This window comes from Chryseobacterium sp. WLY505 (assembly GCF_030846215.1).
Lineage (GTDB): Bacteria > Bacteroidota > Bacteroidia > Flavobacteriales > Weeksellaceae > Chryseobacterium.
In genome coordinates, this window is the sequence record NZ_JAVCWI010000008.1 from 93,252 (window position 1) to 108,585 (window position 15,334).

General features: G+C 36.3%; 14 protein-coding genes. 8 read left to right on the forward strand and 6 right to left on the reverse strand.

Annotated features, from left to right (window positions below; translation table 11 throughout):
* Positions 1-53: 53 nt before the first annotated feature.
* The 3 genes from RAH34_RS16345 to RAH34_RS16355 all read right to left on the reverse strand — a co-directional run bounded on the left by RAH34_RS16345 (position 54) and on the right by RAH34_RS16355 (position 3,388).
* Positions 54-1,478: an anthranilate synthase component I family protein gene (locus tag RAH34_RS16345; protein WP_306596826.1), complete on the reverse strand. Its 1,425-nt coding sequence runs from the start codon at positions 1,476-1,478 to the stop codon at positions 54-56.
* 246 nt (positions 1,479-1,724) lie between these two features.
* A complete protein-coding gene (locus RAH34_RS16350) occupies positions 1,725-2,369 on the reverse strand; it encodes a hypothetical protein (protein ID WP_306596827.1) in 645 nt (214 codons plus the stop codon).
* A gap of 566 nt (positions 2,370-2,935) precedes the next feature.
* Positions 2,936-3,388, reverse strand: coding sequence for a cupin domain-containing protein (locus RAH34_RS16355; RefSeq protein WP_114820668.1), 453 nt, complete (start codon positions 3,386-3,388; stop codon positions 2,936-2,938).
* A 199-nt stretch (positions 3,389-3,587) separates the two neighbouring features.
* On the opposite strand from RAH34_RS16355, the gene RAH34_RS16360 reads away from it, so the two are divergent.
* The 5 genes from RAH34_RS16360 (at position 3,588) to RAH34_RS16380 (ending at position 7,459) form a co-directional block, all read left to right on the forward strand.
* Positions 3,588-3,806, forward strand: a complete 219-nt coding sequence (locus tag RAH34_RS16360; protein WP_076354041.1) for a hypothetical protein — start codon at positions 3,588-3,590, stop codon at positions 3,804-3,806.
* A complete protein-coding gene (locus RAH34_RS16365; protein ID WP_114820582.1) occupies positions 3,806-4,180 on the forward strand; it encodes a c-type cytochrome in 375 nt (124 codons plus the stop codon). The genes RAH34_RS16360 and RAH34_RS16365 overlap by 1 nt, the downstream gene beginning before the upstream one ends.
* 3 nt (positions 4,181-4,183) lie before the next feature.
* The gene (gene rlmF / locus RAH34_RS16370) at positions 4,184-5,113 is read left to right on the forward strand and encodes a 23S rRNA (adenine(1618)-N(6))-methyltransferase RlmF (RefSeq protein ID WP_306596828.1); all 930 of its coding nucleotides are present in this window, start codon (positions 4,184-4,186) and stop codon (positions 5,111-5,113) included.
* 181 nt (positions 5,114-5,294) lie between these two features.
* Positions 5,295-6,992: a lysine--tRNA ligase gene (lysS, locus tag RAH34_RS16375; RefSeq protein WP_306596829.1), complete on the forward strand. Its 1,698-nt coding sequence runs from the start codon at positions 5,295-5,297 to the stop codon at positions 6,990-6,992.
* 116 nt (positions 6,993-7,108) lie between these two features.
* Complete coding sequence (locus RAH34_RS16380; RefSeq protein WP_306596830.1) at positions 7,109-7,459, forward strand: hypothetical protein; 351 nt, start codon at positions 7,109-7,111, stop codon at positions 7,457-7,459.
* 39 nt (positions 7,460-7,498) lie between these two features.
* Here RAH34_RS16380 and RAH34_RS16385 read toward each other — a convergent pair whose 3' ends face one another.
* Genes RAH34_RS16385 through RAH34_RS16395 form a run of 3 tightly spaced genes read right to left on the reverse strand, consistent with a single transcriptional unit; the run spans position 7,499 to position 10,366 of the window.
* Positions 7,499-8,014, reverse strand: a complete 516-nt coding sequence (locus tag RAH34_RS16385; RefSeq protein WP_306596831.1) for a ClbS/DfsB family four-helix bundle protein — start codon at positions 8,012-8,014, stop codon at positions 7,499-7,501.
* Positions 8,015-8,021: 7 nt separating this feature from the next.
* Complete coding sequence (locus tag RAH34_RS16390; RefSeq protein ID WP_306596832.1) at positions 8,022-9,026, reverse strand: cytochrome d ubiquinol oxidase subunit II; 1,005 nt, start codon at positions 9,024-9,026, stop codon at positions 8,022-8,024.
* On the reverse strand, positions 9,023-10,366 hold the full coding sequence (locus tag RAH34_RS16395) for a cytochrome ubiquinol oxidase subunit I (protein ID WP_306596833.1): 1,344 nt from the start codon (positions 10,364-10,366) through the stop codon (positions 9,023-9,025). The genes RAH34_RS16390 and RAH34_RS16395 overlap by 4 nt, the downstream gene beginning before the upstream one ends.
* A gap of 234 nt (positions 10,367-10,600) precedes the next feature.
* Here RAH34_RS16395 and gyrB point away from each other — a divergent pair, with 234 nt between their 5' ends.
* From gyrB to RAH34_RS16410, 3 genes are all read left to right on the forward strand, one after another.
* Positions 10,601-12,535, forward strand: a complete 1,935-nt coding sequence (gene gyrB / locus RAH34_RS16400) for a DNA topoisomerase (ATP-hydrolyzing) subunit B (protein ID WP_114820576.1) — start codon at positions 10,601-10,603, stop codon at positions 12,533-12,535.
* 81 nt (positions 12,536-12,616) lie between these two features.
* Positions 12,617-13,039, forward strand: a complete 423-nt coding sequence (locus tag RAH34_RS16405; RefSeq protein WP_034695994.1) for a DUF5684 domain-containing protein — start codon at positions 12,617-12,619, stop codon at positions 13,037-13,039.
* Positions 13,040-13,440: 401 nt separating this feature from the next.
* Positions 13,441-15,333, forward strand: a complete 1,893-nt coding sequence (locus RAH34_RS16410; RefSeq protein ID WP_306596834.1) for a DUF3857 domain-containing protein — start codon at positions 13,441-13,443, stop codon at positions 15,331-15,333.
* The last annotated feature ends 1 nt before the right edge of the window (position 15,334 follow it).

Here is a 15,334-nt window from a genome sequence, read left to right on the forward strand (position 1 = left end):
TTTGTTAGATAGTTGCTGGTTGTTTTTGTTGCTGTGTTTGCTAGTTGACGGATTTATTTTTCAACTATTTTTTCAGCTTTTTCTACGGCTTTTTTAAGAGCGTTCAGTTTGTTGTTGACTTCCTGTAGTTCGCTTTCAGGGACAGATTTTGCCACAAGGCCGGCACCAGCCTGATAAAATAATGTATTGTTTTTGCTTAAGAATGTTCTGATCATAATGGCCTGGTTGCAGGTTCCGTTCAATCCGATAATTCCAATACAGCCGCCATAATATCCACGGGAATCTTTTTCGTATTGGTTGATCAGCTGAAGTGCTTTATGTTTGGGCGCACCGCTTAATGTTCCCTGAGGGAAAGTGGCGGAAACCATTTCCAGAGGATTGATATCATCTTCAACATCTGCCGTCACTTCACTTACCATATGAATAACGTGAGAGAAAAGTTGGATTTCTTTTAGTTTAGTAACCGTTACATTTTTCCCAAGCTTTCCAAGGTCATTTCTGGCGAGATCTACCAGCATGGTGTGTTCTGCATTTTCTTTGGGATCAGCTTTTAAAACTTCAATAGCTTCAAGATCCGCTTCAAAGTTTCCGGTTCTTTTCGAAGTTCCTGCAATCGGGTGAATGATCGCTTTATTATTTTTAATGATTAACTGACTTTCAGGACTTGAACCGAATAATTTATAATTTCCGTAATCAAAATAGAACAGGTAAGGGGAAGGGTTGATATTTCTCAAAGCACGATACACGTTGAACTCATCACCTTTGAATTTCTGCTCGAATCTTCTGCTGAGAACCAGCTGGAATACATCTCCGCGCATACAGTGTTTCTGAGCTGTTTTTACAAGTTCAAGATAATCTTCATCGGTAATATTAGATGTTTCTTCGCTTGTTTTCTCGAATGGGTAAACCGGAGTATTCTGATTTTTAATAAGGTTTTCCAGCAGATGAAGCTCAGATTTTACTCCATCGATAAAGTTTTCAATAATATGCATTTCATCATTGAAATGATTGATCGCAATGACATATTGGTATAATCTGTATCTCATCACAGGGATTTCTACTTCCTTGCTCTGTGGTTTAAGATGGATGTTTTCAAAGAACTGTACCGCTTCAAAACTTGTATATCCAAAAAGACTCTGAGCGGTCTGTTCAATTGGATCATTGGTCTCTTTGCAGTTAAAAATTTTTCTGAACTCCTCAAATATATCTGTGATATTTCGCTCCATAATAAATTGCTTTACAGGAGCAGAAGCAGGAAGTTTGATTTCATATTCGTTGAGGTTTTTCACTTCAATTCCGGCAATAGCATTCACTGCAATGAAGGAAAAATTATTATCAATACTTTTTGAATCTGAACTTTCCAGAAGAATGGTATCACGGAATTTATCCCTGATCTTAAGGTAAATATTCATGGGAGTATGAAGGTCTCCCAGTGTTTTTTTCGAAACAGTTTTTATTGTAATTGTGTTGGTCAACATCTTATTGTTTTTTGTGAGATTAAGGAATAAAAAAAGGCTTTAACGGTATCCGTCAAAGCCTATATATTGTTTTTTGATTATTTCTGCTGTAGTTAACAACATGACAATACCTCCAGACCCGACGAAGAGTTTGAAAGCCACCACCAAATATTGTTGTTCATTTTTAACATGGGACAAATGTAGAAATTTTTTTAATAAAAAAACTAAAAAATATCAGAAAATACTAAAATTTAATATAGAAATCCTTTATTTAAGCTGCTTGAGCTCCTGTTTTAATTCTTTGATTTTTTCTCTGTATGTTTTATCATCATCATATTCAACATAATTTTCCAGTGCAGAAATGTATTCTTCTATAAATTCCTTATTCGTCTTGTCTGCTTCATATTTGATTCTAGCAGAGTTTACAGGAGCCAGTTTTGAATATTTAAGATTAGCCAGCCCTTCATCAGACTGATAGTAGAGAATGACTATGTTTTTTTCATATCCCGGAATATATTTTACAGGAAAAGAAACTTCCTTTTGCGGAATGCGGATTGCATTTTCAATAGGGTAAATCGCTGCAGTAGTAGTGGAGAAAAAGGTTGAAATATATTTTCCGTCCTGCTTTTTCACAATAGCCTCATAGTCGTGGATGTACATATCATTGAGGGTAGAATTGGTTTCTACATCAGAGGTGATAATCGCAGTGCTTTCAACACCATATTTATTTAAAAACCATGCGTTTAGAAACTGTCCGCCAAAACCATTTACTATAGCCAGTGGAATGATTGGAATCAATAGCCATGCTTTTTTGGTCAGATAGGAGAGCAATCCAAAGAATGCAAACAACAGAACCACAGTATAAAAACCATGATGGCTGGTGAAAAACAGAATTTTTGAAATTAAAACCATGGATTAAAGATAACTATAATAATCTTTTATTTAAACGCTGAGATCGCAAAGATTTTATTAAAATAACTATAAAACGATCGCAACGGCGTTTCACTCAGCAAAATACACTGTCATTAGCTGAACGAAGTGCCCTTGCGAACAAAAATAGAGTGGTATGATAAATACTTTGCGAACCTAGCGTTTAAAACATTTATTGTACCAGTTCTGTATAAGAATAATCTAAACGCTGAGATCGCAAAGATTTTATTAAAATAACTATAAAACGATCGCAACGGCGTTTCACTTAGCAAAATACGCTGTCATTAGCTGAACGAAGTGCCCTTGCGAACAAAATATAGTATTATGATAATTACCTTGCGAATCTAGCGTTAAAACATTTATTGTACCGGTTCTGTATAAGAATAATCTAAACGTAGAGGTTGCAAAGATGTTATTAAATGATTGTTAAAATGTCAGCAACGGCGTTTCACTCAGCAAAATACACTGTCATTAGCTGAACGAAGTGCCCTTGCGAACAGAAATAGAGTGGTATGATAAATACTTTGCGAACCTAGCGTTTAAAACATTTATTGTACCGGTTCAGACAAAGGAATATCAGGAGTTCCGCTGTAGAAAACAATTAAAGTGACTCCTTTGTCTCCCGTTTTGCCTCGATGACCCACATTCACCATTTCCGGCAGCACCTGGCCTTTGCGTATCCACTGTGTTTTGCCATCTTCTTTTCTTTCCACCTGAATTTCACCTTTTTCTACATACGCTGCATTGATCACAGGATGTTTATGCCAATTCAGTGCTGAATTGGGAGGTACAGCAATTTTAAGAACCGTGATTTCCGGCTGTGTGGCAGGATAGGCCGGATATACCGTTCCATCCCATGATTTAGTTGTTTTTAAAAGGGTCACCGATTCAATTTTATCAGAATATTCCGATTGTGGTTCGTTAGATGAATTGTCACACGAAAGAAAGAGGGAAGAGGATACAACAAAGAAAGCTGCAGCCAACCAATTTTTTTTAGTCATAAGCTTCATATTTATATTTCGGTTTTGGTTTGGATCATCCGATATACAAAAATAATAACCTATTTTAAATTTCTCTATTGGTTGAATTATTTTTTATTGTCAAATTAAAACTCTGACCGCAAAAATATTTCTCAAAGAAAACATTTGTCATAAGTTTAAAACTTTATTTTTTATATTTTTGCTTCCAAATTAGAAAAAAATGAAAAAAGTATTAGCAATCGCATTTATCGGAGGTTTATTATTAGCAAGCTGCTCAAAAAAAGTAGATCATTCTTTACAGGATAGCAACACCATGCTTGAAGAACCAGAAGCAACTACTGTTGTAGATTCTACTGCTAAAACTGCTGCACCAGCTGCTGCAACTCCGGCTGCTCCTGCTCCTGAAGCTGCTAAAACAGATTCTACAGCGAAGAAATAATGAAAAAAATACTTTTAGCAGGAACTTTAGGTCTTATGATCATTTCCTGTTCTAAAAAAGAAAATACAGCAGAAGTAGCGTCTTCTTCTGAAACGACTGCTGTTTCAGAGCCTGCTCAATCTAATCTTTCCGGTGACCAGATCATGGAAACATTGGACTGTTCAGGATGCCATTCTGTTAATGAGAGAATGATAGGACCTTCTTATAAGGAAATTGCAGGAAAGTACTCTGAAAAAGATACAGAACTGCTGGCTTCCAAAATTATAGAAGGCGGAAGTGGAGTATGGGGAAGTGTGCCTATGGCTGCCCATCCACAGGTATCTAAAGAAGATGCCAAAAAAATGGTGGAATATATTTTAAGTCAGAAGAAATAAAATATGTCCGCTGAAAAATCCAGTCTGCACACAAGAAATCTGCATCGTAATCCCTATGATTTTGATCAGCTTATTTCTTGTGTGCCGGAACTGAAACACTATGTTTTCGTGAATGCTTATCAGACGGTAACCATTAATTTCAGCATTCCACAAGCAGTTAAGCTGCTCAATAAAGCCTTACTCTTACATTTCTACAACATCAAAGGCTGGGATATTCCCGATACCAATCTTTGTCCACCCATTCCCGGAAGGGCAGATTACGTCCATTATATAGCAGATCTTTTAGGCGAACAACTTAATAAAATCCCGACAGGAAATTCTGTAAAAGGCCTGGACATTGGAACAGGAGCCAACCTTGTGTACCCTTTAATCAGTCACAGATCTTATGGCTGGACGATGCTGGGAACAGATATCAATCAGGATTCTTTAAAAAATGCTCAGCATATTCTGGATCACAATGAAGATCTTTCCTCTGTAATTCAGCTAAAAAGTCAGCCTGATGCTGATCATATTTTTACCAATATCATCGGTGCGGAAGACAGGTTTACTTTCACCATGTGCAATCCTCCTTTTCATGATTCTGAAGAATCTGCTATAAAAGGGAATATCAGGAAAACAAAAAATCTTAGTAAATCAAAGAAAAGTAAACCTCTTCTTAACTTTAGTGGTCAACAGTCTGAGTTGTGGTGTGAAGGAGGCGAACTGGCATTTATTACAAAAATGATTAATGAAAGTGCATTATTTTCATCACAGGTTCTTTGGTTCACATGTCTGGTTTCTAAAAAAGATAATCTCAATAAACTGACTAACCTTTTAAAAAATGTCAAAGCCGTAGAGGTGAAAACTATTGATATGGCTCAGGGACAAAAAGTAAGCAGAATACTTGCCTGGACTTTTATTCCTCAAAAAAACAGAAAAACCTGGTTTATTTAAAGTTCAATGTTTAAGGTTTAAAGTCATAGTGCAATATTCAAATCTCGCATCCTTATACCTCGAATCCCGCAACACGCATCCGAATACCCCGCATCTCAACTACTTTTTAAAATTTCTGAAAAAAGCCATTGATGGTCAGACCAAAAATGCCTAAATTTGTACGCTTTTAGAAAAATAAGAAATGCAATTATCAGAACAAGAAATCATTAGAAGAGAAAAGCTGAATAAGCTTACTGAAATGGGGATTAATGCGTTCCCTGCGGATGAGTATACCATTACAGATACTACAGAATCTATAAAACAGGACTTTTCTGAAAGTAAACAGGTGAAGATCGCTGGTAGATTGATGTCCCGCAGAATTCAAGGAAAGGCTTCTTTTGCAGAATTGCAGGATTCTAAAGGAAAAATTCAGGTTTATTTCAACAGAGACGAGATTTGTCCGGGTGAAGATAAAGAACTATATAATGAAGTTTACAAGCACCTTTTGGATATCGGTGATATTATCGGTATCGAAGGAGAATTGTTTACCACTCAGGTAGGAGAGAAGACGGTTTTAGTGAAAAACTTTACGCTTCTTACAAAGGCTTTACGTCCGCTGCCTCAGGCTAAAACTGATGAAAACGGAGTAGTACACGATGGTTTTACAGATCCTGAATTAAGATACAGACAGCGTTATGTAGATTTAACGGTAAACCCACAGGTAAAAGAAATTTTCGTGAAAAGAACAAAATTGTTCAATGCCATGAGAACATTCTTTAATGATGCAGGATATTTTGAAGTGGAAACACCAATTCTACAGTCAATTCCTGGTGGAGCAGCAGCAAAACCGTTTATCACACATCACAATGCGTTAGATATTCCATTATATTTAAGAATTGCCAACGAATTGTATCTGAAAAGATTGATCGTAGGTGGTTTTGATGGGGTATATGAGTTCTCTAAAAACTTCAGAAATGAAGGAATGGACAGAACGCACAACCCTGAGTTTACCGCTATGGAAATCTATGTAGCGTACAAAGATTACAACTGGATGATGGATTTCACTGAGAAATTACTGGAATTCTGTGCTATTCAGGTAAACGGAACTACAACAGCTACTTTCGGAGAACACAATGTAGACTTCAAAGCTCCTTATCCAAGAGTTTCCATGACAGAAGCGATCCTTAAATTTACAGGATTCGATATTACTGGAAAAACTGAGAAGGAATTATACGATTTTGCCAAGTCTATCGGTATTGAAGTGAATGAGACAATGGGGAAAGGAAAATTAATCGATGAGATCTTCGGTGAGAAATGTGAAGGAAACTTCATTCAGCCGACTTTCATTACGGATTATCCGATCGAAATGTCTCCATTGACAAAGAAACACAGAAGCAAAGAAGGCTTAACAGAGCGTTTTGAATTAATGGTATGTGGTAAAGAAATCGCTAACGCTTATTCGGAGCTTAATGATCCTATTGATCAGAGAGAACGTTTTGAAGCACAGATGGCGTTATCTGAAAGAGGAGATGATGAAGCCATGTTCATCGATCAGGACTTCTTAAGAGCGCTGGAATATGGTATGCCGCCAACTTCAGGATTAGGAATCGGTATGGACAGATTAATTATGTTCTTAACGAATAATGCCTCAATCCAGGAAGTATTATTCTTCCCTCAGATGAGACCTGAAAAAGCAGTTCCACAAATTGAATTAGGAGAGGAAGAAAAAGTAATCCTTGAAATCCTTAACTCTCAGGAAGAGCCAATGGCTTTGGCAGAAGTAAAAGAAAGAAGCCAGTTATCCGGTAAAAAATGGGATAAAGCTTCTAAAACTTTGACAAAAAACAATATTGTGAAAGTAGAGAAAATTGACGAAAATCTTTTGATGAAATTAGTATAATATTAGAAATAAATGATAAAAAGACCACCTTTTGGTGGTCTTTTTGCTTACTGTGACAAAATGTCTTTATTCTAATATTGGTGAAGTTTTTGAAATATATTATAAAAATATCATCTATGTTTGAAAAAGAAAAAATAAAAATAGAAGTGGCAATTCAAAAATGGATCACTGAATATTTGTTAAGTGAAGATTTTAAAACAAAAAAAGGGAAAAAGATAAAAGAGGTTGAGGCGATTGAGTTTAAGGTTCTCAATTTTGAAGAAGGTTCTGATTTTAGAAATGAATGTTATATTTATCCTGTAAATATGTATGTGAGAGCTTGGGGGCTTTCATCATTAAGCATACCAAAATGTGATCTGGATTTAAAAGTTAATAAACAGTTGGTTCTAAAATATAATGAAGAAACAGGAGAGTATGAGATTCGTAATCAAAATGATGTTGCTATTTTAGATTGTACGCCTTGGTAATTAAAATTCTAACTATAATCAAAAGAAAAAGGTACAGAACTATGCTGTACCTTTTTCTTTTTTCCATTTCCGAAGCTGTGCCCTGAAGTTTTTAAACGGAGCCACGGTATTGATATGAATCCATTTCCAGACCGGCCATTGGGCGGGAGTTGTTGCCCATTTTCTTTGTCCGGGAGTGAATAGTGTGTCATCACTAAGGTTTTCTATCCAGTTAATAATTTCATCTACGTGATTTCGAAGCAGTTCTCTTTGTTCTTGTAAAGTATGAGAACCATATTGATTATAAAAAGACTGATATAATCCTCCCAGGTTATTCCATTTATATTCAGAAGTAGGAGTTTTCACTTCAATTCCTTTGCTTTCATCAGATTCCCACTGTAAAAGCAGGTGAGTCCAACCTAATTGATAGGAAATATTTTGGGACGGGGTTTTGTCAACTCCTGGTTGCAGAAGATCTTTGTCCTCTTCTTTTACATCATTAAATTCCTCATCATAGAGCAGGTATCTTTTCTTTAGCTCTTCAATAAGTTCTGTTTTGTCTTTATAAGTCTGCATATTTTACCTATTTTCTCAACTTACTGAAAGAAGCCATCAGATAAAATAAAAACGGAAGGATAAACAATGAACCCAGCATTAAAGCCCAACCTAATGCCGCAATAGTCTTTTCAGGAGCCATATGCTCAAGCAATGAAAGATGCTGTCCGTTTCCCAATAAAATAATATCCGGATTATGCTGATACGTTGCCGCTACTAAAATCATCACCATCTGGAATCCTGCCAAAGCACGTACGGGAAGTAGTTTTTGACGGTTCATCGCTCTTAAAATAAGCAATAAAGCAATCGTAGCAAAGGCAATTGCCATAATGCCCAAAGGTTTAGAAAATACCCACATCAAAAGGGGAATGTCTGAAATATAAGCAGTTGCGAATACCAATATTCCTGTAACCACAACAAAGATCATCGTCTGTTTGGATTTTCTGATCATTAATAAAAGGTCTGCCTTATCACGGGTTTCTCTTAATGAAAAGATAGAAGCAAGATAAGCACAAAGCGCTACCGTAAATAAACCTACGGAAACTCCAAACCAGTTCAGCCAGCTGAACACATACAAATCCAGAAAACCTACAGCATCAGGATTGATAGAATGTGAAACCGTCGCAGCAGCAATTAATCCCAAAAAGAAAGGAGTTAAAAGGCTGGCATAGTAAAAGATCTGAGTATATAAAACCTGCCAGTTATCCTTTACAGCATCATAATGCCTGAACGTAAAAGCTGTTCCTCTTGCAATAATTCCTAAAAGCATCAATACCAAAGGAATATGAAGATAGGTAGACATGGTGGTATAAATCTCGGGAAACCCTACAAAGAGAATTACAATGGCGATGATGAGCCACATGTGATTGGCTTCCCAAACAGGAGCAATAGATTCATACATAATCTCATGGGTTTTATGGCGGGCTTTTTTATTGGTGAACATTTCTACAATACCTGCTCCAAAGTCAGCTCCGCCTAAAATAATATAAAGACAGATGGATAGCCAGAGAAAACCTATTACAATGTAAATCATGATTTTTTGTTTTTATCGTTAAACTGAGCATCGGTAGGATCGTAAAGCTTCGGAACCATTTGAATCTGTCTCTTTAAAAGGAAAACAAGGATTAATGATAATGATACGAAAATAGCTGTAAAGAAATAGAATGAATACTGTATTCCCGGCATAGGAGTTACTGCATCAACCGTTCTCATAATCCCATAAATAATCCAAGGCTGTCTTCCGACTTCGGTTACCGTCCATCCTGCTTCCAGCGCAATATATCCGAAAGGGGTTGCTATTAAAAATGTTTTCAATAGCCAGTGTTTATTCAGCCATTCTTTTTTGAAGAAGAAAGCATATAAATAAATAGCTCCAATAACAATCATAACCACTCCGAAGAAAATCATGATTTGAAAAGCATAATGAACTACAGCAATCGGAGGCCATTCATCTCTGGGGAAATCCTTAAGACCTTTTACTTCAGAATTGAAGTTATTGCTCACCAGAAAACTTAAAACTTTCGGAATTTTCACCGCATATTTCACTTCTTCTTTTTCCTCATCAGGAATTCCTCCAATCACAAATGAAGCGCCTTTTTCCGTTTCAAAATGGGCTTCCATCGCAGCCAGCTTAATAGGTTGTCTTTCTGCTACCGATTTTGCAGCAACATCACCGCTTAGAGGTGCACCAAATGCTCCGATCAAAGCAAATCCTACGGCAATTCTAAAAGCCTTGGTGTGAAATTCAACATTTCTTTTTCGCATGATCATAAAAGCATGCACTCCGGCTACCGCAAATCCTGTTGCACAAAATGCTGCAACCGTCATGTGAAGAGCCTGTGGAAACCACGCATCATTGAACATTGCTTTGATAGGATCTATATTAAGATACTGTCCATTGATATAATCGAAACCAGTGGGAGAGTTCATCCATGAGTTGGCTGCTACCACCAGAATTCCGGAAGCCAGCCCGCTTACTCCTACAAGGAATCCACAGAACCAGTGAAACCATTTATTGAATCTTTCCCATCCATATAAAAAGAAGCCGATAGCAATAGCCTCAATGAAAAAGGCTGTTCCTTCTAGAGAAAACGGCATTCCGAAAATAGGACCTGCATGCTTCATGAAACCAGGCCATAGAAGTCCTAACTCAAAAGAAAGCATCGTTCCTGAAACCGCACCCGTAGCAAAAAGAATAGCCACCCCTTTGCTCCATGCTTTTGTCAGTCCTTTGTATACTTCATTATTGGTCTTTAGGTATTTCCAATGGGCAAAAGCCATCAGAAAAGGCATCACCATACCCACACAGGAGAATATGATATGAAAGCCCAGAGAGAGTGCCATCTGAGCGCGTGCTGCTATAAAATCATCCATAATTTCAACTTTTCAGTAAATAAATTTACGCATAAATTATTGATGTTGAATATGATTTACAACAGTTGGTATTTCACCAATACCTTTTAATTTTGAATCTTTTATTGGCTTACTTTTTCTTATGTTTTCGATAAGAAAACTCTACATTTTTTTGACACTTTTTAACTTTCATACCTCGAAAAAAATCACGATATTTGTAAGTCTTTGCATAGAGCAGGATTTTTAATATTTAATATGAGTCAAAAACAATATACAGCTAGTAGTATTCAGGCATTGGAAGGAATGGAGCACGTACGTATGCGTCCTTCAATGTACATTGGTGATGTAGGAGTCCGAGGGCTTCACCACTTGGTTTATGAAGTAGTAGATAACTCTATTGACGAGGCATTGGCAGGATACTGCGACACGATCTTCGTTAGCATCAAGGAAGGAAACGGAATTGAGGTAAGTGATAACGGTAGAGGTATCCCGGTTGATTTCCACGAAAAAGAGCAGAAATCTGCCCTTGAAGTTGTAATGACGAAAATTGGAGCCGGAGGTAAGTTTGACAAAGACTCTTATAAGGTTTCCGGAGGTCTTCACGGGGTTGGGGTTTCGTGTGTGAATGCACTTTCCAATGAGATGATCACTACTGTTTACAGAGATGGAAACGTTTACCAGCAGATCTATTCAAGAGGAAAAGCTCAGACAGGTGTAGAGGAAATTGGTCACAGTGAAAGAAGAGGTACCAAACAGTTTTTCCAACCGGATGATACAATCTTTACAGAATTAATTTATAATTACGATACATTAGCAAGCCGTTTAAGAGAACTTTCTTATCTTAATAAAGGAATCACCATTACTTTAACGGATGAAAGAGAGAAATTAGAAGACGGATCTTTCCGGTCAGAAATTTTCCATTCAGAAGGTGGATTAAAAGAATTCGTTGCTTACATCGATGGTAATCGTGAGTCTATCATGGAACACGTAATTTTCATGGAAGGCGAAAGAGATGATATTCCTGTAGAGGTAGCAATGCGTTATAATACATCTTTCAACGAAAATCTTCACTCTTACGTAAACAATATCAATACGCATGAAGGAGGAACTCACCTTGCAGGTTTCAGACGTGCTTTAACGAGAACCCTTAAGAAATATGCTGATGATTTAGGAATTCCACAGAAAGAGAAAGTAGAAGTTACAGGAGATGACTTCCGTGAGGGGTTAACAGCTGTAGTTTCGGTAAAAGTAATGGAACCTCAGTTTGAAGGACAGACTAAAACAAAATTAGGAAACTCTGAAGTTTCAGGGGCTGTAGATAAAATTGTAGGAGAAATGCTTACTAACTTCTTGGAAGAAAATCCTAATGAAGCTAAGCTGATCGTTCAGAAAGTTGTTTTAGCTGCAAAAGCAAGACAGGCTGCTAAGAAAGCCCGTGAAATGGTTCAGAGAAAATCTCCGATGGGAGGTTCTGGTCTTCCGGGAAAACTATCTGACTGTTCTTCAAAAGATCCTGCAGAATCAGAGATCTTCCTTGTAGAGGGAGATTCCGCAGGTGGAACAGCCAAGCAGGGAAGAGACAGACACTTCCAGGCTATCCTTCCTTTAAGAGGTAAAATCTTGAACGTAGAAAAGTCTATGCTTCATAAAGTATATGATAATGAAGAGATCAGAAATATTTATACGGCTCTTGGGGTTTCTGTAGGTACTGAAGAAGACAGCAAAGCATTGAACATGGCTAAGCTAAGATACCACAAGATCGTTATCATGACCGATGCCGATATTGACGGATCTCACATTTCTACATTGATCCTTACGTTCTTCTTCAGATATATGAAGGAGCTTATTGAAAACGGATATATTTATATTGCTCAACCTCCTTTATACCTGTTAAAGAAAGGGAATAAAAAAGTATACGCGTATAACGAAAAAGAACGTGAAGAGTTTACTTTAGAAATGTCTCCGGACGGTAAAGGAGTAGAAGTACAACGTTACAAAGGTCTTGGAGAAATGAACCCTGAGCAGCTTTGGGAAACTACCCTTAATCCTGAACACAGAATTCTGAAGCAGGTAACTATTGATAATGCTGTAGAGGCTGATAGTGTTTTCTCAATGTTGATGGGAGATGAAGTTCCGCCAAGAAGAGAGTTTATCGAGAAAAATGCGAAATATGCAAAAATTGATGCATAAACCTTTTTAAAAATATAATAAAAAAGCTTCTAATTATTTAGAAGCTTTTTTTATATTTGGATAAACCAAAAAAACAATAATATGTTAACTCTTTTACAAACAGATCCTTACAACGGGGCGGATGCGGCTTCTGGAGCAGTGGCTGCAGGATTAGGGATCGGAACGATGTTCTTCGGCTTACTGTGTTATATTTTCTATGGATACTGCATGTACAAAATCTTCCAGAAAGCAGGAAGACAAGATGCCTGGGCCGCCTTTATTCCTATTTACAACACCATCGTATTGCTGGAAATTGTGAAAAAACCAATTTGGTGGATCATTCTTTTCTTTATTCCATTGGTAAATATCTATGCATGCTGGGTTGTATATGACAGACTGGCCAAAGGCTTTGCCAAAGAAACTCCTCTTTACACGATTCTGATTCTCCTTTTCGGATTTATTTTTATTCCTGTATTGGGACTTGGAAGTGATCAGTTTGATAGTAAACTGGTCCCGAATGATTAAAAAAGAAACAAAAAATTTAAAAGACTTCATTTTTGAGGTCTTTTTTTATAAATAATTTTCAACTGTAGAATTTATTGTACTTCTTCTTATTATTAATTCTACATTATTAAAATCACCTGAATTGTAATTTATTTTAAATTTGGAATGCAGATAATATGAAGTTTATTCCTTCATGCCACAGAATAGATACTCCCTTCTCCCAATATAGAATGAGTATAAATATTCTGTTTTTAACTTTTCAAAATTGAATGATGAAAAGTTGATAATGTATTCATTTTCTTATAAGTACGTTTAATAAAGTACTTTTTTAAGTAATAGGTTAAGGCTTCACATGTTGAAGCCTTTTATATTTTTTTTAACAGTTATTAAGATTTTATTATTTTTGTACCATCTTAATAACTATGATGAAAATATTAGTCCTGGGGGCTTTATCTACTGCCTCATTATATTTCGCACAGAGCTATCCTGCCTCTGCCATTCCTGAGAATTTAAAGAAAAATGCTAACGTTGTTATACGAAAAAAATTTACAACGGTTCAGATCAACAAAGTTGATGAAATAAAATACCAATATAATACTGTGACTACAGTTTTAAATAAAGATGGTGATGAACGGGCTGTAGCGTATATACCTTATGATAAAGCAAAAAGTATTTCTAACATAAAAGTTACGATTTATGATGAAGCCGGAAAAAAGGTTAAGAGCTTTTCAAAGTCGGATTTTAAAGATTTTGCCAATAATCCGCAGGGAGTTTTCTATTCCGATAACAGAATTCTGGTATTTTCTTACACATCAGTTCAGTATCCTTATACTGTTGATTTTTCTTATGAAAGTGAAGATAAGAATACGATCTTTATTCAGGATTTTGTACCGTTTTACTCTATTAAAATGTCTTTGGAAGAGGCTCAGTTCAAAATCATTAATACATCAGGAATTGAACTTCGTACTAAGGTATACCCTTCAAAGTATAACTATGCGTCTGTTGTAGAAAATGGAAGTGAAAATGATAAGACCTATTCCTATAAAAATGTACCTGCCATTGATGATGCTTTTATGATTCCAGAGCCTGTTAAAATCTTACCTTCAGTAAATTTTGCTCTGACAAAATTTAACCTGGCAGGAAAACAAGGGATTTTAAATAACTGGACGGATTTTGGAACCTGGTATTATAAAGATCTGATAGAACCAGTTTCAGTATCTACTCCAGCTATTAAAGCTGAAGTTGCATCTTTACAATTACAGGGTTCTGTGGAAGATAAAGTAAAGAAAATTTATCAGTACATGCAGAACAAAACCCGATATATCGCTGTAGGATTAGGAATTGGAGGCTGGCTTCCCATGCAGCCGGATGAAGTCCACAAAAAAGGATATGGAGATTGTAAAGCATTAACGAATTATATGAGAATTCTATTGAACGAAGCTGGAATTCCATCTAAATACTGTGTGATCAATTCCAGTTCCTCACAGGTTTCTTTTGATCCTGAATTTCCTTCTATGGGCGGAAATCACGCTATTCTGATGATCCCGACTGAAAAAGGAAATATCTGGCTTGAAAATACCTCTCAGCAAATAGCCTTTAATCATCTAAGCTATAATACCACAGATAGGAATGCGCTTGCTGTAACTCCGAAGGGAATAGAACTTATCAATACACCAGTTTATAAAGCTGAACAGAATAAAGAAAAACAGATCCTGCGGGTTAACCTTAATGAGGATAACAGCATTATCGGGACTGGAAATTTTTCCTATACGGGAAATCAATATGATTATAATTTGAGGTTTGCCAGTCTTGATCCCAAGGAAAAAAATGATGCGGTAAAAGAGAGATTTAAGGTATTAAACTTTGAAAAGGTAGAGATGAAAAACTTTAATAATGACAGAGATAATGCCATTATTACCTATGACCTTGATTTTAAAACCAATAATTTCTCTAAAAAAGCAGGAAACAGCCTTCTCTTCAGATCGGTGCCTATTTTTAGTGATACTGTCTTTAAAAATGATGAAAACCGTGAGCTTCCTTTTGAAGTAGGCATGTCTTATGAGGATGAATATGAAATTGCCTTTGTTCTTCCTTTAGGATATAAAGTTGACGAAACTCCGGATAACGCAAGCATTACTTCCGAGTTCGGATCTTATAAGCTAAGCTTTGTTAAAAGTGATGATCAGGTAAAAGTGATCAGAAAAATACAGATTAATAAAGGGCTGTATCCAAAAGAAAAGTACAATGACTATATCAGTTTCAGAAAAAAGATTCTGAATATGGATAATTCAAAAATTTTAATAACAAAAATATAAC